The organism is Enterobacter cloacae complex sp. SHL020 (genome assembly GCF_049236945.1).
Lineage (GTDB): Bacteria > Pseudomonadota > Gammaproteobacteria > Enterobacterales > Enterobacteriaceae > Enterobacter > Enterobacter dykesii.
This window is the reverse complement of record NZ_JBMKJF010000001.1, coordinates 774,708-795,110: the sequence shown is the minus strand read 5'-3', so window position 1 is coordinate 795,110 and position 20,403 is coordinate 774,708. Positions and strand designations below refer to the sequence as shown.

The following is a 20,403-nucleotide window of genomic DNA, read 5'->3' as shown; positions in this document are numbered from 1 at the left end:
ATCACCTGGGTGGCTGGCGTATTTTTAGGTGTTGTTTATTTTGTGAGGATCAGTTTTCCGGCATGGGTCTGGCGCAGAAGATAGCGCTGTCCGTCATGCTCGATAATGACCCGTCCCTCATCGCCGAGGAGGGTTTTGCTGTCAATCCGACGCTCGGCGGGGGCTGGCGCTGTGTGTGTTTTTGCTGGCGTTGCCGCGCTGTTATCCGTACGTGACATAATGTTTATAAATAACAATCAATGTAACAATGATAATCATTATCAATAAACTGCAAATTCACGGCAAGCGTTTTTATGAAAAAAGGGTGAGAGGATCAAATTTGGGGTGAGGTGCGATCTGATGCCCTCACCCCGACCCTCTCCCACAGGGAGAGGGAGAAGGGTGGGATTTCAGAAGCGCGTATCAACCGCAGACGCCAGCTTCTCCAGCAGCAGTTCGCTGTCTTCCCAGCTCAGGCACGGGTCGGTAATCGACTGACCGTAAACCATCTGCTGTCCGGCAACGATTTTCTGCGTGCCTTCCTTGATGAAGCTTTCGGCCATAATCCCGGCAACGGCGGTCGAGCCGCTGCGGATCTGCTGGCATATCTCATCGCAAACGTCCAGCTGGCGACGATGCTGCTTCTGGCAGTTGCCGTGGCTGAAGTCCACCACCAGATGTTCCGGCAGGTCGAACTCGGCCAGCGTTTCACAGGCCGACGCAATATCTTCCGCATGGTAATTGGGCTTCTTGCCGCCGCGCATAATGATATGCCCGTACGGGTTACCGCTGGTCTGGTAGATGGTCATATGACCGCTCTTGTCCGGCGACAGGAACATGTGGCTGGCACGGGCAGCGCGGATGGCATCAACTGCGATACGGGTGTTGCCATCGGTCCCGTTTTTAAAGCCGACCGGACAGGAGAGGGCGGAGGCCATCTCGCGGTGGATCTGGCTTTCGGTGGTGCGCGCGCCAATCGCGCCCCAGCTGATCAGATCGGCGATAAACTGCCCGGTCACCATATCGAGAAACTCGGTCGCCGTCGGCACGCCCAGCTCGTTGACCTGTAAAAGCAGCTTCCGCGCCAGCTCGATACCGTGGTTAACGCGATAGCTGCCGTTGAGGTCAGGATCGGAAATCAGGCCTTTCCAGCCCACCACGGTGCGCGGTTTTTCAAAGTAGGTGCGCATCACGATCTCAAGGCGATGCTGGTACTTATCCCGCAGTCCCTGGAGTCGTTTTGCATAATCCATCGCGGCATCCAGATCGTGGATGGAGCAAGGCCCAATCACCACCAGAAGACGTTTGTCTTCACCGTTCAGGATTTTTTCAATGCGGCGGCGGGAGGCCGTCACATGTTCCGCGACGGCGGCGGAAACGGGATGCCGCTGGGCCAGTTCAGCCGGCGTGACCAGGCTGTCAATGCGCGCAGTGCGGAGTTCATCGGTTTTATTCATGGAATGTCTCAGAAAATTTTTGCTTCATCGGCAGACTACCGGGAAGTGATGGGCATCACCTTAAACCAATCCCTGCTGATTTCAAGTTCGGGGCGACACCGCCCCGTGGTTGCAGATGATGATACCTGAATCTGAGCTAATGTACTAGCGTATTAGTACATGCGGCGATTAAGCCCCATGATGTCGAGAATTTTGGTGGCAATTTCTTCAACCGAATAGTTGGTGCTGTTCAGCCAAGGGATCTGGTTTTTGCGGTACAGGGCCTCAACTTCCGAGACCTCCATTCGGCACTGGCGCATGGAGGCGTAGCGGCTGTTCTCGCGGCGCTCCTCGCGGATGGCGGCAAGGCGCTCCGGGTTGATCGTCAGGCCGAACAGCTTGTGCTGTAGCGGCTTAAGGGCGGCGGGCAGCACCAGGTTATCCATGTCGTCGGCGATAAACGGGTAGTTTGCGGCGCGAATACCGAACTGCATCGCCAGGTAGAGGCTGGTCGGCGTTTTGCCGCAGCGCGACACGCCGAGCAGGATCACCTGCGCCTGGTCGAGATTTCGCAGCGAGATACCGTCGTCGTGGGCAAGGGTGTAGTCGATAGCGGCGATACGCGCGTCGTACTTGGTCAGGTTGCCGGGGTTCAGCCCGTGGGTACGGTGGGCAATCGGGGTCGGGTCGAGCTTAAGCTCGCTCTGCAGCGGCGCCACCAGCGCCTGCACGATATCCTGGCAGAAGCCTTCACTTTGCAGAATGATGGAGCGAATCTCGGGGATCACGATAGAGTAGAACACCAGCGGGCGGACGCCGGTCTGCTGGTAGATGGCGTCAATCTGGTCCTTAACCGCTTTGGCGCGGCTCTCGTTTTCGACAAACGGCAGCGTGATGCTGTTAATCGAAACGGGAAACTGCGACATCACCGCGTGGCCCAGCACCTCGGCGGTGATCGCCGTACCATCAGAAATATAAAAAACATGGCGATCGACAGCACTATCCATTTTACTCACCCTGAATATCAGACCTAATTGTCTGAAAGCATAAATTAAAAAAGTAATTTACACAGCAAAGAACTTATCCTAATTATGAATGAAACGCTGTTTTTGATTTTCCTGAAAAGTGGATTTCATTTTTCAAATAGCGACTTTATTTTTGGGGTTTCTGGCTGAATATAGAGGAATCATCGGGTTAATCGTTGATGGGAAAGTATCCGAAAAGTTGAATTTTTAAATTGCTTACACGATTCACCGTTTTTTTAGCCGAAATAAATATGCCAGTATAAATACGTAGTCAGGTGTTACTTACTCCGATCAAATATCACAAAAGGATTGTTTCGATGTCCAACAATGGCTCGTCACCGCTGGTGCTTTGGTATAACCAACTCGGCATGAATGATGTAGACAGAGTTGGGGGCAAAAATGCCTCCCTGGGTGAAATGATTACAAATCTGTCGGGTATGGGTGTCTCCGTACCGAACGGGTTTGCCACCACCGCCGATGCCTTTAACCTGTTTTTAGACCAGAGCGGTGTAAACCAGCGCATTTACGACCTGCTGGATAAAACGGATATTGATGACGTTACCGAGCTTGCCAAAGCCGGGGCGCAGATCCGCCAGTGGATCATCGACACACCTTTCCAGCCGGAACTGGAAAAAGCCATTCACGACGCGTACAACCAGCTCTCAGCTGACGATGCGCAGGCCTCCTTTGCCGTACGTTCCTCGGCGACAGCAGAAGATATGCCGGACGCCTCGTTTGCCGGGCAGCAGGAAACCTTCCTGAACGTCCAGGGTTACGATGCGGTGCTGGTGGCGGTGAAGCACGTGTTTGCTTCCCTGTTCAACGACCGCGCCATCTCCTATCGCGTGCACCAGGGCTACGACCATCGCGGCGTGGCGCTCTCCGCTGGCGTGCAGCGCATGGTGCGCTCGGACGTGGGCTCCTCCGGCGTGATGTTCTCCATTGATACCGAATCCGGCTTCGACCAGGTGGTGTTTATCACCTCCGCGTGGGGTCTGGGTGAGATGGTCGTGCAGGGTGCGGTAAACCCTGACGAATTCTACGTCCACAAGCCAACGCTGGCCGCTGGCCGTCCGGCGGTGGTGCGCCGCACGATGGGCTCGAAAAAAATCCGCATGATCTATGCCCCGACCCAGGAGCATGGCAAGCAGGTTAAAATTGAAGATGTGCCGCAGGAGCAGCGCGACCGCTTCTCCCTGACCGACGCCGAAGTGCAGGAGCTGGCGAAGCAGGCGGTGCAGATTGAAAAACACTACGGCCGTCCGATGGACATCGAATGGGCAAAAGACGGGAACACCGGCAAGCTGTTTATCGTGCAGGCGCGTCCGGAAACCGTCCGCTCGCGCGGTCAGGTGATGGAACGTTATACGCTGCACGCACAGGGTAAAATCGTGGCGGAAGGCCGCGCCATCGGTCACCGCATCGGTGCCGGTCCGGTCAAAGTGATCCACGACATCAGCGAGATGAACCGTATTGAGCCAGGCGACGTGCTGGTAACCGACATGACCGACCCGGACTGGGAACCGATCATGAAGAAAGCGGCGGCTATCGTCACCAACCGCGGCGGTCGTACCTGTCACGCGGCGATCATCGCCCGCGAGCTGGGCATTCCCGCGGTTGTCGGCTGCGGTGACGCCACCGAGCGCATGAAGGACGGGCAGAACGTGACCGTCTCCTGTGCCGAAGGCGATACCGGCTACGTCTACGCCGATATCCTCGACTTCAGCGTGAAGAGCTCAAGCGTGGATACCATGCCGGACCTGCCTCTGAAGATCATGATGAACGTCGGCAACCCGGACCGCGCGTTTGACTTCGCCTGCCTGCCGAACGAAGGCGTTGGCCTGGCACGTCTGGAATTTATCATCAACCGTATGATTGGCGTTCACCCGCGCGCGCTGCTGGAGTTTGACGACCAGGATCCGAAGCTGCAGAACGAAATCCGCGAGATGATGAAAGGCTACGACTCACCAAGAGAGTTCTACGTCGGCCGTCTGACCGAAGGGATCGCGACGCTGGGCGCTGCCTTCTATCCGAAACGCGTGATCGTGCGTCTGTCTGACTTTAAGTCTAACGAGTACGCCAACCTGGTCGGCGGCGAGCGCTACGAGCCGGAAGAAGAGAACCCGATGCTGGGCTTCCGCGGGGCCGGACGCTACGTGTCCGACAGCTTCCGCGACTGCTTCGCGCTGGAGTGTGAAGCGGTGAAACGCGTGCGCAACGACATGGGGCTGACCAACGTCGAAATCATGATCCCGTTCGTGCGTACCGTGGATCAGGCGAAAGCGGTGGTGGACGAGCTGGCGCGTCAGGGTCTGAAGCGCGGCGAGAACGGGCTGAAGATCATCATGATGTGCGAAATCCCGTCCAACGCCCTGCTGGCCGAGCAGTTCCTGGAACACTTCGACGGCTTCTCTATCGGCTCGAACGACATGACGCAGCTGACGCTGGGTCTGGACCGCGACTCCGGCGTGGTCTCCGAGCTGTTCGACGAGCGCAACGAGGCGGTGAAAGCGCTGCTCTCTATGTCCATCCGCGCAGCGAAAAAGCAGGGTAAATACGTTGGGATCTGCGGTCAGGGTCCATCCGACCATGAAGACTTTGCCGCATGGCTGATGGATGAGGGGATCGATAGCCTGTCCCTGAACCCGGACACCGTGGTGCAAACCTGGCTGAGCCTGGCGGAACTGAACAAGTAAAGCCACGCTGACCCGAAAAGGCGAGGATATTATTCCTCGCCTTTTTTATTTCATTTCTTATTTGCTCCCCATCACAAATAAAGTAAAAAACCAAATATCATAATTTGTCTGTCAATTTAGACAATTGTTAGCGCGCAAAGCGTTGCTAATACTTGAGCCTTACTGCGCATTTCCCTACCGATGATGCGCAACTGGTTGAAATACGTTTTAACCTGATAAAAAGGCAAATAACAATGACACTCTCCTCTGTATTGCGTACCAAAGATAAAATAGGTTATGGCTTAGGCGATATGGCCAGCGCGCTGGTCTGGCAAACGGCAACGTTATTTCTCGCTTATTTCTATACCGACGTTTTTGGATTGCCCGCCGCGATTATGGGCACCATGTTTTTAGTGGTGCGCGTGGTCGATGCGTTTGTCGATCCGTGCATTGGCGCACTGGTTGACCGCACCCGGACGCGCCACGGTCGTTTCCGTCCCTGGCTGTTGTGGTTTGCCATTCCGTTCGGGGTGAGCTGCCTGATTACCTTCTATGTTCCGGACGTTGGGCCGACGGGAAAAATCGTTTATGCCTGCGTGACCTACGCGATTTTAAGCCTGATTTACTCCGCGATTAACGTGCCTTACTGCGCCATGCCCGGCGCGCTGACGCTGGATCCGCGCGAGCGTCATTCTCTGCAGTCGTGGCGCTTTGGCCTGTCGTTTATCGGCGGGCTGATCGTGACGGTTATTGCCCTTCCGCTGGTCTCACTGTTAGGCCAGGGCAACGTGCAGAAAGGCTATTTCTATGCCATGAGCCTGATGGGGCTGCTGGGCATTGTGCTGTTCTTCTGCTGTTTCCTGATGACCCGCGAGCGTTATTCTCCGCGCAATGATACCTCCGGCTCCATGCTCACCGATTTAAAACTGCTGGCCGGCAACAGCCAGTGGCGTATTGTGTTCCTGTTTAATATTTTGCTGCTAACGGCGGTGGTAACGCGCGGTTCCGCCACCATGTATTACGTGAACTATGTGCTGCTGCGCCCGGATCTGGTTTTTGCCTTTATTGTTTCCGGCATGGTGGCCTCCTTAAGCGGCGCATTATTATCTGAACGACTGCTGGGGAAATTTGACCGCGTGCGCGCCTACCAGTGGACGATTATCTCCTTCGTTATCTTCGGCGCGCTGATTTTCTTCCTGCCTCCTTCACAGGTGTGGCTAATCTTTGGCCTTAACATCGTCTTCAGCTTTATTCAAAACCTCACCACGCCGCTGCAGTGGACCATGTTCTCGGATGTGGTCGACTACGAAGAGCACCGCAGCGGCCGTCGTCTGGACGGGCTGGTTTTCTCCACCGCGCTGTTTGCCATCAAGTTTGGCCTGGCGCTGGGCGGGGCGGTCGTCGGCTGGGTGCTTGGCATGGTGGATTACGCCCCGGGCCAGGCAACCCAGGCGCCAGGCGTTCTCTCGACCATCAACGCGCTGTTCACCCTTATCCCGTGCGCGCTGTTCCTCTGCATGGTCGCGCTGCTTGCCATCTACAAGCTCAACAGCCGGCTGGTGGATTCCATCGCCCGGGAGCTGGCCAGCAAGCGTGAAGTCAGACCCGAAGCGGGGCAGCTCAGCCCGGCAACCCCTTCCGCACTACAGGAGTAAAACATGACAGCTATCTATAAGGACGCGGGACGTCCCGTGCACGAGCGCGTCGCCGATTTACTGGCGCGCATGACCCCGGAAGAGAAGTTCGCCCAGATGCACGCGTACTGGCTGATCCTCGATGAAAACGGTAACCACCGCGAGCGCAGCGACCTGAGTGACGAATTCGCCGGCGTGAGCGAGCAGGCTGCGCTCAGCGAACGGCTCAAGCTGGGCGTCGGGCAGATCACCCGTCCGCTGGGCACCCACATCGTTGATGCGAAAACCGGCGTGCGCGCGGCGAATCGCCTGCAGCGCATGATGATGGAAGAGACGCGCCTCGGCATTCCGGCATTGTTCCATGAAGAGTGTCTGGTGGGGCTGCTGTGCAAAGACGCCACCCTGTTCCCGTCGTCATTGAACTACGGTTCGACCTGGGAGCCGGAGCTGGTGCAGAGGGCGGCAGAGCAGATTGGCAAAGAGGCGCGCTCCGTCGGGTGCCAGCAGGGGCTGGCACCCGTGCTGGACGTGTCCCGCGACGTGCGCTGGGGGCGAACCGAAGAGACCTTCGGGGAAGATCCCTGGCTGGTGGGCGTGATGGCGACCGCCTACGTGAAGGGTTTACAGGGCGATAAGCGCGACCTGCTGGCAACCCTGAAACATTACGTGGGTCATTCGTTCAGCGAAGGAGCGCGCAACCATGCGCCGGTCCATCTGGGGTTCAGCGAGCTGAACGACACCTTCCTGCTGCCGTTTGAAATGGCGGTCAAGTTGGCAAACGCCGGTTCGGTTATGCCCGCATACCACGATATTGATAACCAGCCGGGGCACAGCGACAGCTTCCTGCTGACCACCGTCCTGCGCGAGCAGTGGGGGTTCGACGGTATTATTGTGGCGGATTACGGCGGCGTCAGCCTGCTGCACCAGCACCACGGGATTTCCCACGACGCGGCCGAATCTGCCGCGCTGGCGTTCAACGCCGGGCTGGACGTTGAGCTGCCGAAAGATGACTGCGCGCGGCATCTGGCGGAAGCGGTAGAGCGCGGGCTGATCTCTATGGCGAAGGTCGATGAGATCGTGGCGCGTACGCTGACGGAAAAATTCCGCCTTGGCCTGTTTGAAAACCCGTACGCGGATGAAAACGGTATCGACCTGCAAAACGATATGACCCGCCGGGCCGCGCGGGAGGTGGCGACGAAATCGCTCACGCTGCTGGAAAATAACGGCATTTTACCGCTCGGCGGCAAACCCCGCGTGGCGGTAGTGGGGCCGACGGCAGACGATCCGCTGGCGTTACTGAGCGGCTACAGCTTCCCGGTGCATTTGATCATCAGCGATATGGTGGAAGAGACCTCGCAGGTCACGACCCCGCGCGCGGCGCTGGAGCAGTATCTCGGTGCCTCGAACGTGCGCTATGCCAAAGGGTGCCACCTCATCGAAAAACGGATGGCGGGCGCGCCGGTCTTCCCGGGCGACAGCGGCGGCAAACCGATGCAGCAGTCGCCCGTATCGCAAAGTACCGCCCCGATCCCCGAGGCCGTGAACGCCGCGCAGGAGAGTGACGTGGTGGTCGCCTGCGTGGGCGATCTCGCCGGGCTGTTCCAGAGCGGTACCGTGGGGGAAGGTTCCGATACCGACTCCCTGAACCTGCCGGGCGTGCAGCAACAGCTGCTGGAAGCGCTGGTCGCCACCGGTAAACCGGTGATTGTCGTGATGACCGGGGGGCGTCCATACAATCTGCAGGGGCTGGAGGATAAGGTCGCGGCGCTGATGATGGCCTGGGCACCGGGGCAGGAAGGGGGCTGGGCGATTGCGGACGTGTTAACCGGGCGTGCGGAGCCGCAGGGTCGTCTGGTGGTCAGCGTACCGAAAAGCGCCGGTGCAATGCCGTATTACTACAATCACAAGCTCAAAAGCGGCGGTACGCCGTTTGCGTTCCATTTCGGCTCACGTTATCCGTTTGGCTTCGGCCTCGGCTGGACGACGTTTAGCTGGGGCTCAGCCCGCGTCGCCGAAAGCAGCGTGCCGGTCGACGGCGAGGTGACGCTGAGCGTGGATATCACCAATACCGGAGAACGCAGCGGCAGCGAGGTGGCGCAGGTTTACGTCAGAGATAAGGTCGCCACGCAGGTGCGGCCGCTACAGGAGCTGAAGGCCTTCCAGCGCGTCACGCTCTCGCCGGGAGAAACCGCCACGCTCACCTTTACGCTGCCGGTTGAGATGTTCAACTTCACCCGTCGCGACGGAAAACGCATCGTTGAGCCGGGCGAATTTGAGCTGCAGGTTGGCGCATCGTCGGCGGATATCCGCGAGGCGGTAACGGTCAATGCGACAGGGGAAACGCGGGTGCTGCCTGCCGAATGGCGGATGCTCAGTACCTGTGAGGTTCAACGCGCGTAGTCAGGATAAAAAAAAGCCCATCGTGGGAGATGGGCAAAGACTACACACAGCAATTCGTTGTTTCACTCAGGGGATTTCCATGCTTATAAATCAAGGTGTTGATTTATAACCGTGTGCTAATAGTAGGCATGTCCGCTTTTAGCGTCGATCGGATTCGTCTCAATAGTTAAAGAGGCGTAAAGAATTCTTGAGGTTATGAGCAGTGTTACTGCTGAAAAGGCGGGTCTGACCAGTGAGCAACGAATAAATACTTTAGCAGCGTTTAAGTATCATGCGGGAGAGTGTAGGCCGGGTGAGCGTTAACGCCACCCGGCAACACACCTTAATGCGTGTTCTTCTCTTCCAGCTCTTCCAGTTCGCTCAAAATCACGTCCGGGTCAGTTCCCGGCGGCGGAATTTCATGCACCCAGGCAGAGAACAGACGCCAGGTGACGGCGAGCAGCACCGGGCCAATAAACAGGCCAATCATGCCAAAGGCAATCAATCCGCCAATGACCCCGGAGAGGATCAGGATCAGCGGCAGGTCCGCACCCATGCGGATGAGGATCGGACGAATGACGTTATCCATGGTGCCGACCACGCAGCTCCAGACCAGCAGCACCGTTCCCCACGTGGTATCGCCCGTCCAGTAGAGCCAGATAATGCTGGGAACCAGCACCAGCAGCGGTCCCAGTTGCGCAAGACAGGTCATCAGCATGACAACGGTGAAAACGGTGGCGTAAGGGACGCCGGAAATCGCCAGACCGATCCCGCCCAGCACCGCCTGCACCAGCGCGGTGACCACCACGCCCAGCGCAACCGCGCGCACGGCCTGTGCGGCCAGCAGTACCGCGGCGTCACCGCGTTTGCCCGCCAGGCGGGTGGCAAAGTGACGAACGCCTAACGCGACCTGCTCGCCGCGCCAGTAGAGCAGGGCGCTGAAGAGCAGCATCAGGGTACAGTGCATCATAAACCGGCCGATATGCGCCGCCTGACCGACAAACCAGGTGGTGGTGGTGCCAATATACGGGCGGACTTTTGCCATCAGCGCGCTGCCGCCCATCTCCAGCAGGCTATGCCAGCCGTTGTAGAGTTTGGCGCCCACCAGCGGAATGCTGTTCAGCCAGGCGAGATCCGGCAGCGTCAGGTCGCCGCTGCTAATGGCGCGAATAACCGGGCCACTGGAATCCACCAGGCTATTCACCAGCAGGGCAATCGGAATAATAAACAGCAGGAACAGCAGGAGCGTCATGACCAGCACGGCGAGCCCGCGACGGCCGAACAGTAGCTTCTGCAGGCGCAGCAGCAAAGGCCACGTGGCAACGACAACGGTCGCAGCCCACGCAAAGCCGAGAATAAAGGGTTGAACAATCCACAGACACGCAATAATCATGAGGGCCAGAAATAGCACCGACAGCAAAATTTGCGCAACATCCCTGGGCTGGCGAAGATTGACCATAAATGAAACTTTCCTTAAAAGAACGCCAGTACGACTGGCGGGAACGGAAAACCGCGTCTCTTTAATCATTAATGATCTCAGCGGTTTTTAACAGGCGAATTCTGCCTGTAATTCAGCAGAGATTATAAGAAAAAAATGTGATAAAACTTTTAAGATATACGCAAACGATTCCCACAACTCTAATTAGGGTCGACAGTAATGATCCCACAGATTTCTCAGGCACCTGGCGTCGTTCAGCTGGTGCTTAATTTTTTGCAGGCACTGGAGCAACAGGGTTTTACAGGTGATACCGCCACGAACTATGCCGACAGGCTGACGATGGCGACCGATAACAGTATCTACCAGCTTCTTCCCGATGCCGTGGTTTTCCCTCGTTCAACGGCCGACGTGGCGCTTATCGCCCGGCTGGCCACGCAGGAGCGGTTTGCCTCGCTGGTCTTTACGCCGCGCGGCGGCGGCACCGGAACCAACGGTCAGGCGCTGAACCAGGGCATCATTGTTGATATGTCGCGCTATATGAACCGCATCATTGAGATCAACCCGGAAGAGGGGTGGGTGCGGGTCGAAGCGGGCGTCATCAAGGATCAGCTTAATCAGTATCTCAAGCCTTACGGCTACTTTTTTGCCCCTGAGCTTTCCACCAGCAACCGCGCGACCCTTGGCGGGATGATTAACACGGATGCCTCCGGGCAGGGCTCGCTGGTCTACGGTAAAACCTCCGATCACGTGCTGGGCGTGCGTGCGGTGCTGCTGGGCGGCGATATCCTCGATACCCAGCCGATGCCGGTTGAACTGGCGGAAACGCTGGGCAAAGACAACACCGCCAGCGGGCGTATCTATCGCACCGTGCTGGAACGCTGCCGCGACAACCGCCAGCTTATTCTCGATAAATTCCCCAAACTGAACCGCTTCCTGACCGGGTACGACCTGCGACACGTCTTTAACGACGACCTGACCCAGTTTGATTTAACCCGCGTGCTCACCGGCTCCGAAGGGACGCTGGCGTTTATTACCGAAGCGCGGCTGGATATCACCCGCTTGCCGAAAGTGCGTCGCCTGGTAAACGTCAAATACGACTCCTTCGACTCCGCGCTGCGCAATGCGCCGTTTATGGTGCAAGCGCAGGCGCTGTCGGTGGAAACCGTCGACTCTAAGGTGCTCAATCTTGCCAAGGAAGATATTGTCTGGCACTCCGTAAGTGACCTCATTACCGACGTGCCGGATACAGAGATGCTCGGTCTCAATATCGTGGAGTTTGCCGGCGACGATGCGGAGCTGATTGAGCGTCAGGTCACCACGCTCTGCCAGCGGCTGGATGAGCTGATTGCGCAGGGTGAAGGCGGCGTCATCGGCTGGCAGCTCTGTAACGATCTGGCCGGGATCGAGCGTATCTATGCGATGCGTAAAAAAGCCGTGGGCCTGCTCGGCAATGCGAAAGGGGCGGCGAAGCCCATTCCCTTTGCCGAAGATACCTGCGTGCCGCCCGAGCACCTGGCGGATTATATCGTTGAGTTTCGCGCCCTGCTGGACAGCCACGGCCTGAGCTATGGCATGTTCGGCCACGTCGATGCCGGGGTACTGCACGTGCGTCCGGCGCTGGACATGTGCGACCCGCAGCAGGAGATCCTGATGAAGCAGATCTCCGACGACGTGGTGGCCTTAACCGCCAAATACGGCGGCCTGCTGTGGGGGGAGCACGGGAAAGGGTTCCGCGCGGAATACAGCCCGGCATTCTTCGGCGAACAGCTCTACGCGGAGCTGCGAAAGGTGAAAGCGGCGTTTGACCCGCATAACCGCCTCAACCCGGGCAAAATCTGCCCGCCTGAAGGCGTGGACGCGCCAATGCTGCAGGTGGATGCCGTCAAGCGCGGCACGTACGACAGACAGATCCCGATTGCGGTGCGCTCCTCCTGGCGCGGCGCGATGGAGTGCAACGGCAACGGTTTGTGCTTTAACTTTGACGTGAAAAGCCCGATGTGCCCGTCGATGAAAATCACCAGCAACCGCATCCATTCGCCGAAAGGGCGGGCGACGCTGGTGCGCGAGTGGCTGCGTCTGCTGGCCGACCGCGGGGTGGATCCGCTCAAGCTGGAGCAGGAGCTGCCGGAAAAACGGGCCAGCCTGCGCTCGCTGATTGAGCGCACCCGCAACAGCTGGCATGCCAACAAGGGCGAGTACGATTTCTCTCATGAGGTGAAAGAGGCGATGTCCGGCTGTCTGGCCTGCAAAGCCTGCTCCACCCAGTGCCCAATTAAAATCGACGTGCCGGAATTCCGCTCGCGTTTCCTGCAGCTTTATCACACCCGATACCTCCGCCCGGTGCGCGACCATCTGGTCGCGACGGTGGAAAGCTACGCGCCGCTGATGGCGCGTGCGCCAAAGACCTTCAACTTCTTTATCAACCAGCCGCTGGTGCGCAAGCTCTCCGAAAAACACATCGGCATGGTCGATCTCCCGCTGCTGTCGGTCCCGTCTCTGCAGCGCCAGCTTGTCGGCCACCGTTCGGCGAACATGACCCTCGAACAGCTGGAGGCGCTCGCCCCGGAGCAAAAATCCAGTGTGGTGCTGGTGGTGCAGGATCCGTTCACCAGCTACTACGATGCGCAGGTTGTGGCCGATTTCGTCCGTCTGGCGGAGAAGGTGGGTTACCAGCCGGTAGTGCTGCCGTTCTCTCCCAACGGCAAGGCGCAGCACATTAAGGGTTTCCTGAAGCGATTTGCGAAGACCGCGCAGAAAACGTCTGACTTCTTAAACCGCGTGGCGCAGCTCGGGATACCGATGGTCGGCGTCGATCCAGCGCTGGTGCTTTGCTATCGCGATGAATACAGGCAGACGCTGGGCGATAAGCGCGGCGATTTCAACGTGATGCTGGTGCACGAGTGGCTGCCGATGGCGCTGGCCGATAAGGCCGTTCAGGATGTCAGCGGTGAACCGTGGTATCTGTTCGGCCACTGCACGGAAGTGACCGCGCTGCCGGGTGCCCCCGCGCAGTGGGCGTCCGTTTTTGCCCGCTTCGGTGCGAAGCTGGAGAGCGTCAACGTAGGCTGCTGCGGGATGGCCGGAACCTACGGACACGAAGTGAAAAACCACGCCAGCTCGCTCGGCATCTATGAGCTGTCCTGGCATCAGGCGATGCAGCGTTTGCCGCGAAACCGCTGTCTGGCGACGGGCTACTCCTGCCGCAGCCAGGTAAAACGGGTAGAAGGTAACGGTGTGCGTCACCCATTGCAGGCTTTACTGGAGATAATTGGATGATCTGGAAACGTGCCGTGACGCTGCAGGCGCTAAACGCCATGGGCGAGGGGAATATGGTGGGGCTGCTGGATATCCAGTTCATCCGCATTGGCGAGGATGAAATTGAGGCCACCATGCCCGTCGATAGTCGCACCCACCAGCCGTTTGGTTTATTGCACGGCGGGGCCTCCGTCGTGCTGGCCGAAACGCTGGGCTCGGTGGCGGGCTATCTTTGTACCGAAGGGGAGCAGAAGGTTGTCGGTCTTGAGGTGAATGCTAACCACATTCGCTCGGTGCGCAGCGGGCGCGTGCGCGGCGTTTGCCGCGCGCTGCACGCCGGAAGCCGCCATCAGGTGTGGCAGATAGAGATTCTCGATGAGCAGGATCGCCTGTGCTGCTCGTCGCGGCTGACCACGGCGGTTGTGTAAAGTTTTCAGATGTTTTGCCTTTGGTCAAAAACTAGCCAGTCCGTTGTGATATACTGGTCAGGTTTTGTACATAAGCGAGGACATCATGGATACTGAAATAACCCCAACACAGCTGGCAATTGAATATTTACGTCGCGATAAGAGCAACCTGTCTCCGGCACAGTACCTGAAAAAGCTGAAACAGCTTGAGCTGGAATTTACAGATTTGCTGGCGCTCTCTTCGAATGAACTGAAAGAAGAGATCTACTTTGCCTGGCGGTTGGGCGTTCACGTCCATTGAGTACATGAGAATAAAAGGGCCGCGAGTGCGGCCTTTTTTGTGTCTGAAATTCAGTATCGGGCGGCAGTGACGCCACCCGATATTTTCCTCAGACATTGACGGCGTTGATCAGCCGCGACTTCATGGACTGATATGCAGACGCCGCAAAATCCTCCGCCCAGCGCTGGTCCTCAATCGCCTCCAGCTGAACCGCGCAGTACTTCGTTTCCGGCGTTTTGGAGATGGGGTCGAGGTTGTCCTGGGTCAGCTCGTTGCAGGCGCCAATCCACCATTGATAGGTCATATAGACCGCCCCGGCGTTGATACGCTCGCTAATGCTGGCGCGGGTAATCACTTTGCCGCGACGCGAACGCACCCAGACCAGCTGGCCGTCGGTAATGCCCATTTTGTCCGCATCGGCAGGGTTCAATTGCGCCCGGCCCGGCTCATCGGCCAGGCTTTGCAGCGCGGCGCAGTTCCCGGTCATCGAGCGGCAGGAGTAGTGTCCCACTTCACGCACCGTGCACAGCACCAGCGGGAAATCTGCGTCCGGCGTTTCCGCCGGCGCGCGCCACTGTGCGGCAAAGAGCTGGCCTTTACCGGTCGGGGTGTCGAACTGATTGTCTTTATACAGGTACGGCGTTCCCGGATGATCCAGCGTCGGACACGGCCACTGCACGTGGCCCATCTCGCCCATTTTTTCATACGTCACGCCGTAGAAGAGAGGGCACAGCTCGCGCATCTCATCCCAGATCTGCTGGTTGGAGTCATAGTGCATCGGGTAGCCCATCTCGGTGGCGAGCAGGCTGATGATCTCCCAGTCGCGCTTCACGTTGCCGCTGGCCTCAATGGCTTTACCAAAACGCTGGAACCCGCGATCGGCACAGGTAAAGACGCCGCCGTGTTCACCCCAGGAGGTGGCCGGGAGCAGAACGTCCGCCACTTCTGCCGTTTTGGTCATAAAGATGTCCTGAACCACCACAAAATCGAGCGCCTCAAAACCGCTGCGAACGAGACCGAGATCGGCTTCGGTCTGAAGCGGATCTTCCCCCATGATGTAGTAGGCCTTGACCTTGCCTTCCAGCGCCAGATGGGGCACCTCGGTAATGCGCGTTCCGACCCGATCGTCCATTTTATTGACGTCAATTCCCCAGGCATCGGCAAACTTCTGCCTGACCGCCGGATCGGTCACATCCTGATAGCCGGGGAACATATTCGGCAGAACGCCCATATCGCAGGCGCCCTGAACGTTGTTTTGTCCGCGCACGGGACCGACGCCGACGGCAGGGCGACCAAGGTTGCCGGTCAGCAGCGCCAGGCTGGAAAGCCCTTTGACCACATCCACGGCCTGACCAAACTGGGTCACACCCATCCCCCACATCACGGTAGCGGAAGGGGCCGCCGCGAAGGTGCGCATCGCCTGACGAACGTCGCGGGCGGGAATGCCGGTAAGATGCTCAACCTTCTCCGGCGCATAGTCTTTCACCGTCTGTCGGTATGCCTCAAGCCCCTCGGTAAAGCGCGCCACGTAGCTTTTGTCGTAGAGCTCCTCTTCCAGCAGCACGTAGCCAAAGGCGTTCACCAGCGCCATGTTGCTACCGTTTTTCAGCTGCAGATGCTGGTCGGCGATGCGCGCCGTTTCGATGCGCCGCGGATCGCAGACGATGATTTTTGCGCCGTTTTCCCGCGCTTTCAGCACGCGCCGGGCGACGATAGGGTGGGAGTCCGCGCAGTTATAGCCAAACACCAGCAGGCATTTTGAGTTTTCAATATCGTTGATTGAGTTGCTCATCGCGCCGTTGCCGAGCGTTTCCTGTAAACCAGCCACGGAAGGGCCGTGACAGACTCGCGCGCAGCAGTCAACGTTGTTGGTGTTCAGCACCGCGCGGGCAAATTTTTGCATCACATAGTTTGTTTCATTGCCGGTTCCGCGAGAGGATCCGGTGGTCATGATCGACCGCGGCCCGTGCTGCGCTTTAATGCTGCTGAGCTTATGCGCGGTGTAGCGGATAGCCTCTTCCCAGGTAACGGGGGTGAATGCCTCGCCTTTGTGGTAGCGGATCATCGGCTGGGTCAAGCGCGGGGTGAGCAGACGGGTATCGTTGAGGAAGTCCCAGCCGTAAAAGCCTTTCAGACACAGGGTACCCTGGTTTGTGACGCCTTCTGCGGCTTCGGCACGGATGATACGGTTATTTTCAACGACAAGGTTTAATTTACAGCCTGCACCGCAGTAGGGGCAGACGCTGGCGATCTTTTTCATCAATAACAGACCTGTTAAGAAATGAAGCAAAGTTGACTGGAAAATCCAGTCCCGTACACGGAGGTAAGCAGGAACCGTGCCAAATTGGCTTTGCTGGTTTAACAGGGTGTTATGCGGGGAAGGCGCGTGTCATCGTCAGAACATTCGTCAGTTTTGACGATGACACGAGAGCAGGATGAGTGGGGTGAAATTACAGGTCGTCCATGGTGTAGCCCACGACAATTTCCAGCGTCTTGCGAATCACGTCCGCCTGGACAACGTCGTTAGTCGCTTCCAGCGTCTGAATGAGCCAGAGGATGATCGCTTTGTTGGACAGATGGCCTTCTGAGGCCAGAACACAGCGTACTGCAGTAGAAAAAACAGCGGACTCTTCAGCAAAACGATCGCCTGCATGACGGAAATATTCCGACAGCGCACTGTCTAAAAAAGCAGAGTGGTATTCGGGTTGAAGCTGAATATTTTGTCTCATTTGTTCTCACCGTAGCTGTTAAATTGCAGTCAATGTATTTTTTTGGGGTCGGACGGTTTTCCACTTCCAAATAACGGCACTACATTGTCTTTCTTATCGTTGAGAGGTCCCTCTCTTTTCGTTCGTCCTTGCGCGGTTCTGCGACGTGTAAAGGCGGTGCTGTTTGAGCCGATCTCGGCAATCACCACCGCAAGTGTCTCCCGCCGCCGGGGATCCTTTTCATGTTCCTCCATGACCCGCAGACGCTGCAGCAATCCTTCGGTTGTCACTGGCCCCCGCTCTTTCAAAAGAGAGAGAACGGCTTCACCGATAAGCGTGTCGATCAGTTTGTCTGCGTTACTGCTCTTCATATCCTTACCGTTCGAAGAGCAGACCAAGCAGCTTGTGGTAATGCTCTTCCTCTTCCGGGCCATCGGCCTTTTCGAGGCGGCTGAGCAGTTTAGTACAGAGCGATTTGCGATTCAGATTTCGCCCGTCGCTGAGAATTTCAACAACCACCTGGCCCAGCGTCTCCTGCTGGGTAGGAAGCACGGCTTTTTCGAAGTACTGTGCGATTGCTGCTGCGGAATCTGCGACGTAACCTTTCTGCTGCATGTTTCGCTCCTGTAAAATTTTGTAATCACTAACGTTACAATTAAGGTATACATAATTTCTAAATCTGTACACTCAAAATGTACAGATTTTTAATATTTTTATGATATTTTTTATAAAGTGCTTTATTTTCATTTGGTTATGAGGTTGTTGTGGACCGGTAATGTTACAGGATATATTGTACAAAAAGTTCGGGCGCTGATAAGTTGTACAGCCTGGAAAAAAGCATCATCAAATGCCGTAAATGGTTGAGATGTAAATTATTTGTCAGGAAATTAATGTGCTATAAATGAACCTTATCCACCTCTTTTGTGGCCAAACCCCTAACCCCAGGAATCGCATGCTCACCACCATCATTTACCGCAGTCATATCTGCGAGGACGTTCCAGTGAAAGCGCTGGAAGTCATGGTTGCTGCTGCAAATAGTAAAAACCAGCAATCCAATATCACGGGGATCCTGCTGTTTAACGGCACACATTTTTTTCAGCTGCTTGAAGGGCCAGTGGAACACGTTTCTGCCATCTATGAGCAGATTTGCAACGACCCTCGCCACCACAACGTAGTGGAGCTGATGCGCGATCACGGACCTGTCCGTCGTTTTGGCAACGTGGGCATGGAGCTTTTTGATTTACGCCACTTCGACAGGGACGAGGTGCTGCAAGAGGTGCTCAACAGGGGGACGACGCGCTATCAGCTGACGTACAACGACCGCCCGCTGCAGTTTTTCCGCACCTTTGTCGAGGCCACGGAAAAAGCGAACTATTTTGAACTGCCTCCTGCGGATTCCTGGGAATTCGTGCGCGAAGAGACGCGCTTGTCCGCACAGCCCGAGGTGGTCGCGAAAGGGGCGGATTGCAGCTTCGCGTTCCAGCCGATAGTCGATCCGTTTATGCAGCAGGTCGTCTCCTGGGAGGCGCTTCTCCGCACGCCTGACGGCGGCGCGCCGGGAGTTTACTTCGCCAGTCTGCCGCGTGACGACGTGTATGCCTCGGATTTACAAAGCAAGCAGGTGGCGCTCTCCATGGCCAGCGCGCTGGGGTTACAGGAGCAGACGTTATCCCTTAACCTGCTGCCCATGACGCTGGTCAATATTCCCAACGCCGTTGATTTCCTGCTCACCGCGATTGAAGCCAATGGGTTTGTCCCTGAGCAAATTGTGGTGGAGTTTACCGAGAGCGAAGCCATTTCCCGATTCGATGAATTCACGGATTCGGTCAGGCAGTTAAAAAGCGCGGGCATCAGCGTGACGATCGATCACTTTGGTGCCGGATTTGCCGGGTTACAGCTGCTGGCTCAGTTCCAGCCGGACAGAATTAAGATTAATCGCGATCTGGTCGCAAACGTGCACAAAAGTGGTCCCCGACAGGCCATTATCCAGGCGATTATCAATTGCTGTGCCTCGCTTGAGATCCAGTTCTGCGCGGTGGGGGTAGAGAAGGCTGAAGAGTGGATGTGGCTGGAGTCAGCGGGAATATCCCAGTTCCAGGGGCATCTTTTTGCCAGCCCGCGACACGGCGGTATTCCCGCGATTGCGTGGCCGGAGAAAAAGTTCGAATTCTGATAAAGCTGTACACAATCCGGCAGAGTTAACTGTACGAACGGCAAATTTTATACAACAATGTATTAACAGGTGGATGGAAAAGAAGCCCGTTCACCGGTTCAAAATGCGGTCTTAGTTATACAAATAGTGTGTACAATCTGATAAGGTTGGTGCAGTTAGGTATGGAAGTTCTGAGCGTGAGGGAGTTAATGGCCTATTACAGTATCGGCGAAGTGGCCGAACGATGCGGTATCAACCCCGTTACGCTGCGTGCCTGGCAGCGCCGTTATGGATTGTTGAAGCCGCAGCGCAGCGAAGGGGGCCATCGTCAGTTTGACGATGAAGATATCCTGCGTATCGAAGAGATCAAGCGCCTGATGAAAAGCGGCGTCTCGGTCGGAAAAGTCAAAGCCTTGCTGGAAAACAAAGAAGTTTTGACGCAGGGCAACTGGGTTTCATTCCAGGAAGAGATGATGACCGTTCTGCGTTACGCCAGCCCGGCAAAGCTGCGCGCCAAAATCGGCGAGTTCCGCCGCGATCACGCGATCGACGCGCTGATTGACAATATTATCTCTCCCGTCCGTCAGCGCATGAACCAGGACCAAAATACCGTGCGTCACATGGCAAGTCTGTTAGACGGAGTTCTGATTGAATTCGCGATTGCAAGCCTGGCGGAGTCCCGTAAGAAAGCCGGTAAAGACGCACTGTTGATTGGCTGGGAATGCGATGACCGCACCCACCTGTGGCTGGAAGCTGCGCGCCTGGCGCAGAAGGGCTGGCACATTGACGTCCTGGCGGAACCTATTGATTCGCCGCGTCCTGAACTGTTCCCCGGGCAAAAAATCTTCGTCTGGACGGGGAAATCCCCAACGCCTCGCCAGCAGGAACAGCTCGACCACTGGCGTGAACAGGGATTTGCTGTCGCATTTCATCATTGAGTATTAAGAGGCCTTAAGGGCCTTTTTTGTTTTTGTCATTTTCTGTGCAAAATCTATCTCAAAAATAGGCATTTCCGATGCATATTTTACTTTTCTT

General features: G+C 56.8%; 16 protein-coding genes and 1 other RNA gene. 8 read left to right on the top strand and 9 right to left on the bottom strand.

Going from position 1 to position 20,403, the window contains the following annotated elements:
* Nucleotides 1–35: 35 nt before the first annotated feature.
* From hemP to ppsR, 3 genes are all read right to left on the bottom strand, one after another.
* On the bottom strand, nt 36–218 hold the full coding sequence (gene hemP / locus ACOTZB_RS03820) for a hemin uptake protein HemP (RefSeq protein ID WP_032638304.1): 183 nt from the start codon (nt 216–218) through the stop codon (nt 36–38).
* Nucleotides 219–389: 171 nt separating this feature from the next.
* Nucleotides 390–1,436 (bottom strand): 3-deoxy-7-phosphoheptulonate synthase AroH, encoded by a 1,047-nt coding sequence (aroH, locus tag ACOTZB_RS03815; RefSeq protein ID WP_193804541.1) that lies wholly within the window; start codon nt 1,434–1,436, stop codon nt 390–392.
* Nucleotides 1,437–1,588: 152 nt separating this feature from the next.
* Nucleotides 1,589–2,422: a posphoenolpyruvate synthetase regulatory kinase/phosphorylase PpsR gene (gene ppsR, locus ACOTZB_RS03810; RefSeq protein ID WP_023311315.1), complete on the bottom strand. Its 834-nt coding sequence runs from the start codon at nt 2,420–2,422 to the stop codon at nt 1,589–1,591.
* 335 nt (nt 2,423–2,757) lie between these two features.
* Between ppsR and ppsA the strand changes: the two genes are divergently transcribed.
* From ppsA to ACOTZB_RS03795, 3 genes are all read left to right on the top strand, one after another.
* Nucleotides 2,758–5,136: a phosphoenolpyruvate synthase gene (gene ppsA, locus ACOTZB_RS03805; RefSeq protein WP_126328326.1), complete on the top strand. Its 2,379-nt coding sequence runs from the start codon at nt 2,758–2,760 to the stop codon at nt 5,134–5,136.
* A 233-nt stretch (nt 5,137–5,369) separates the two neighbouring features.
* A complete protein-coding gene (locus tag ACOTZB_RS03800) occupies nt 5,370–6,770 on the top strand; it encodes an MFS transporter (protein WP_126328327.1) in 1,401 nt (466 codons plus the stop codon).
* A gap of 3 nt (nt 6,771–6,773) precedes the next feature.
* Entirely contained in the window at nt 6,774–9,149 is a 2,376-nt protein-coding gene (locus ACOTZB_RS03795) for a glycoside hydrolase family 3 N-terminal domain-containing protein (RefSeq protein ID WP_421626523.1), read from the top strand.
* A gap of 5 nt (nt 9,150–9,154) precedes the next feature.
* Here ACOTZB_RS03795 and rprA read toward each other — a convergent pair.
* Nucleotides 9,155–9,262: antisense sRNA RprA (rprA, locus tag ACOTZB_RS03790), an RNA gene on the bottom strand.
* Nucleotides 9,263–9,471: 209 nt separating this feature from the next.
* A complete protein-coding gene (ydiK, locus tag ACOTZB_RS03785; RefSeq protein WP_421626522.1) occupies nt 9,472–10,587 on the bottom strand; it encodes an AI-2E family transporter YdiK in 1,116 nt (371 codons plus the stop codon).
* A 198-nt stretch (nt 10,588–10,785) separates the two neighbouring features.
* Between ydiK and ydiJ the strand changes: the two genes are divergently transcribed.
* The 3 genes from ydiJ to ACOTZB_RS03770 all read left to right on the top strand — a co-directional run bounded on the left by ydiJ (nt 10,786) and on the right by ACOTZB_RS03770 (nt 14,529).
* The gene (ydiJ, locus tag ACOTZB_RS03780) at nt 10,786–13,842 is read left to right on the top strand and encodes a D-2-hydroxyglutarate dehydrogenase YdiJ (protein ID WP_421626521.1); all 3,057 of its coding nucleotides are present in this window, start codon (nt 10,786–10,788) and stop codon (nt 13,840–13,842) included.
* On the top strand, nt 13,839–14,249 hold the full coding sequence (gene menI / locus ACOTZB_RS03775) for a 1,4-dihydroxy-2-naphthoyl-CoA hydrolase (RefSeq protein ID WP_193804536.1): 411 nt from the start codon (nt 13,839–13,841) through the stop codon (nt 14,247–14,249). Before ydiJ ends, menI begins: the two co-directional genes overlap by 4 nt.
* An 85-nt stretch (nt 14,250–14,334) precedes the next feature.
* Nucleotides 14,335–14,529, top strand: coding sequence for a YdiH family protein (locus tag ACOTZB_RS03770; RefSeq protein WP_003857766.1), 195 nt, complete (start codon nt 14,335–14,337; stop codon nt 14,527–14,529).
* A gap of 88 nt (nt 14,530–14,617) precedes the next feature.
* Here the strand turns inward: ACOTZB_RS03770 and fdhF are convergent, their stop codons facing one another.
* The 4 genes from fdhF to ycgZ form a co-directional block, all read right to left on the bottom strand.
* The gene (gene fdhF / locus ACOTZB_RS03765) at nt 14,618–16,768 is read right to left on the bottom strand and encodes a formate dehydrogenase subunit alpha (RefSeq protein WP_421626520.1); all 2,151 of its coding nucleotides are present in this window, start codon (nt 16,766–16,768) and stop codon (nt 14,618–14,620) included.
* A gap of 190 nt (nt 16,769–16,958) precedes the next feature.
* Nucleotides 16,959–17,237 carry a biofilm development regulator YmgB/AriR family protein gene (locus ACOTZB_RS03760; RefSeq protein WP_023617825.1) on the bottom strand — a complete coding sequence of 93 codons (279 nt, stop codon included), beginning with the start codon at nt 17,235–17,237 and terminating at the stop codon, nt 16,959–16,961.
* Between the two features lie 29 nt (nt 17,238–17,266).
* The gene (locus tag ACOTZB_RS03755) at nt 17,267–17,587 is read right to left on the bottom strand and encodes a hypothetical protein (RefSeq protein WP_047651394.1); all 321 of its coding nucleotides are present in this window, start codon (nt 17,585–17,587) and stop codon (nt 17,267–17,269) included.
* A 4-nt stretch (nt 17,588–17,591) separates the two neighbouring features.
* The gene (ycgZ, locus tag ACOTZB_RS03750; RefSeq protein WP_023311324.1) at nt 17,592–17,831 is read right to left on the bottom strand and encodes a regulatory protein YcgZ; all 240 of its coding nucleotides are present in this window, start codon (nt 17,829–17,831) and stop codon (nt 17,592–17,594) included.
* Nucleotides 17,832–18,168: 337 nt separating this feature from the next.
* Here ycgZ and ACOTZB_RS03745 point away from each other — a divergent pair, with 337 nt between their 5' ends.
* Nucleotides 18,169–19,389: a diguanylate phosphodiesterase gene (locus ACOTZB_RS03745; protein ID WP_421626519.1), complete on the top strand. Its 1,221-nt coding sequence runs from the start codon at nt 18,169–18,171 to the stop codon at nt 19,387–19,389.
* A gap of 188 nt (nt 19,390–19,577) precedes the next feature.
* Entirely contained in the window at nt 19,578–20,306 is a 729-nt protein-coding gene (locus ACOTZB_RS03740; protein WP_023311326.1) for a MerR family transcriptional regulator, read from the top strand.
* Nucleotides 20,307–20,403 lie beyond the last annotated feature (97 nt).

Excerpts from the sequence above, each read along its gene's own strand:
- hemP (WP_032638304.1), bottom strand. The coding sequence starts at position 218 with ATGTCACGTACGGATAACAGCGCGGCAACGCCAGCAAAAACACACACA.
- aroH (WP_193804541.1), bottom strand. The coding sequence starts at position 1,436 with ATGAATAAAACCGATGAACTCCGCACTGCGCGCATTGACAGCCTGGTC.
- ppsR (WP_023311315.1), bottom strand. The coding sequence starts at position 2,422 with ATGGATAGTGCTGTCGATCGCCATGTTTTTTATATTTCTGATGGTACG.
- ppsA (WP_126328326.1), top strand. The coding sequence starts at position 2,758 with ATGTCCAACAATGGCTCGTCACCGCTGGTGCTTTGGTATAACCAACTC.
- ACOTZB_RS03800 (WP_126328327.1), top strand. The coding sequence starts at position 5,370 with ATGACACTCTCCTCTGTATTGCGTACCAAAGATAAAATAGGTTATGGC.
- ACOTZB_RS03795 (WP_421626523.1), top strand. The coding sequence starts at position 6,774 with ATGACAGCTATCTATAAGGACGCGGGACGTCCCGTGCACGAGCGCGTC.
- ydiK (WP_421626522.1), bottom strand. The coding sequence starts at position 10,587 with ATGGTCAATCTTCGCCAGCCCAGGGATGTTGCGCAAATTTTGCTGTCG.
- ydiJ (WP_421626521.1), top strand. The coding sequence starts at position 10,786 with ATGATCCCACAGATTTCTCAGGCACCTGGCGTCGTTCAGCTGGTGCTT.
- menI (WP_193804536.1), top strand. The coding sequence starts at position 13,839 with ATGATCTGGAAACGTGCCGTGACGCTGCAGGCGCTAAACGCCATGGGC.
- ACOTZB_RS03770 (WP_003857766.1), top strand. The coding sequence starts at position 14,335 with ATGGATACTGAAATAACCCCAACACAGCTGGCAATTGAATATTTACGT.
- fdhF (WP_421626520.1), bottom strand. The coding sequence starts at position 16,768 with ATGAAAAAGATCGCCAGCGTCTGCCCCTACTGCGGTGCAGGCTGTAAA.
- ACOTZB_RS03760 (WP_023617825.1), bottom strand. The coding sequence starts at position 17,237 with ATGAGACAAAATATTCAGCTTCAACCCGAATACCACTCTGCTTTTTTA.
- ACOTZB_RS03755 (WP_047651394.1), bottom strand. The coding sequence starts at position 17,587 with ATGAAGAGCAGTAACGCAGACAAACTGATCGACACGCTTATCGGTGAA.
- ycgZ (WP_023311324.1), bottom strand. The coding sequence starts at position 17,831 with ATGCAGCAGAAAGGTTACGTCGCAGATTCCGCAGCAGCAATCGCACAG.
- ACOTZB_RS03745 (WP_421626519.1), top strand. The coding sequence starts at position 18,169 with ATGCTCACCACCATCATTTACCGCAGTCATATCTGCGAGGACGTTCCA.
- ACOTZB_RS03740 (WP_023311326.1), top strand. The coding sequence starts at position 19,578 with ATGGCCTATTACAGTATCGGCGAAGTGGCCGAACGATGCGGTATCAAC.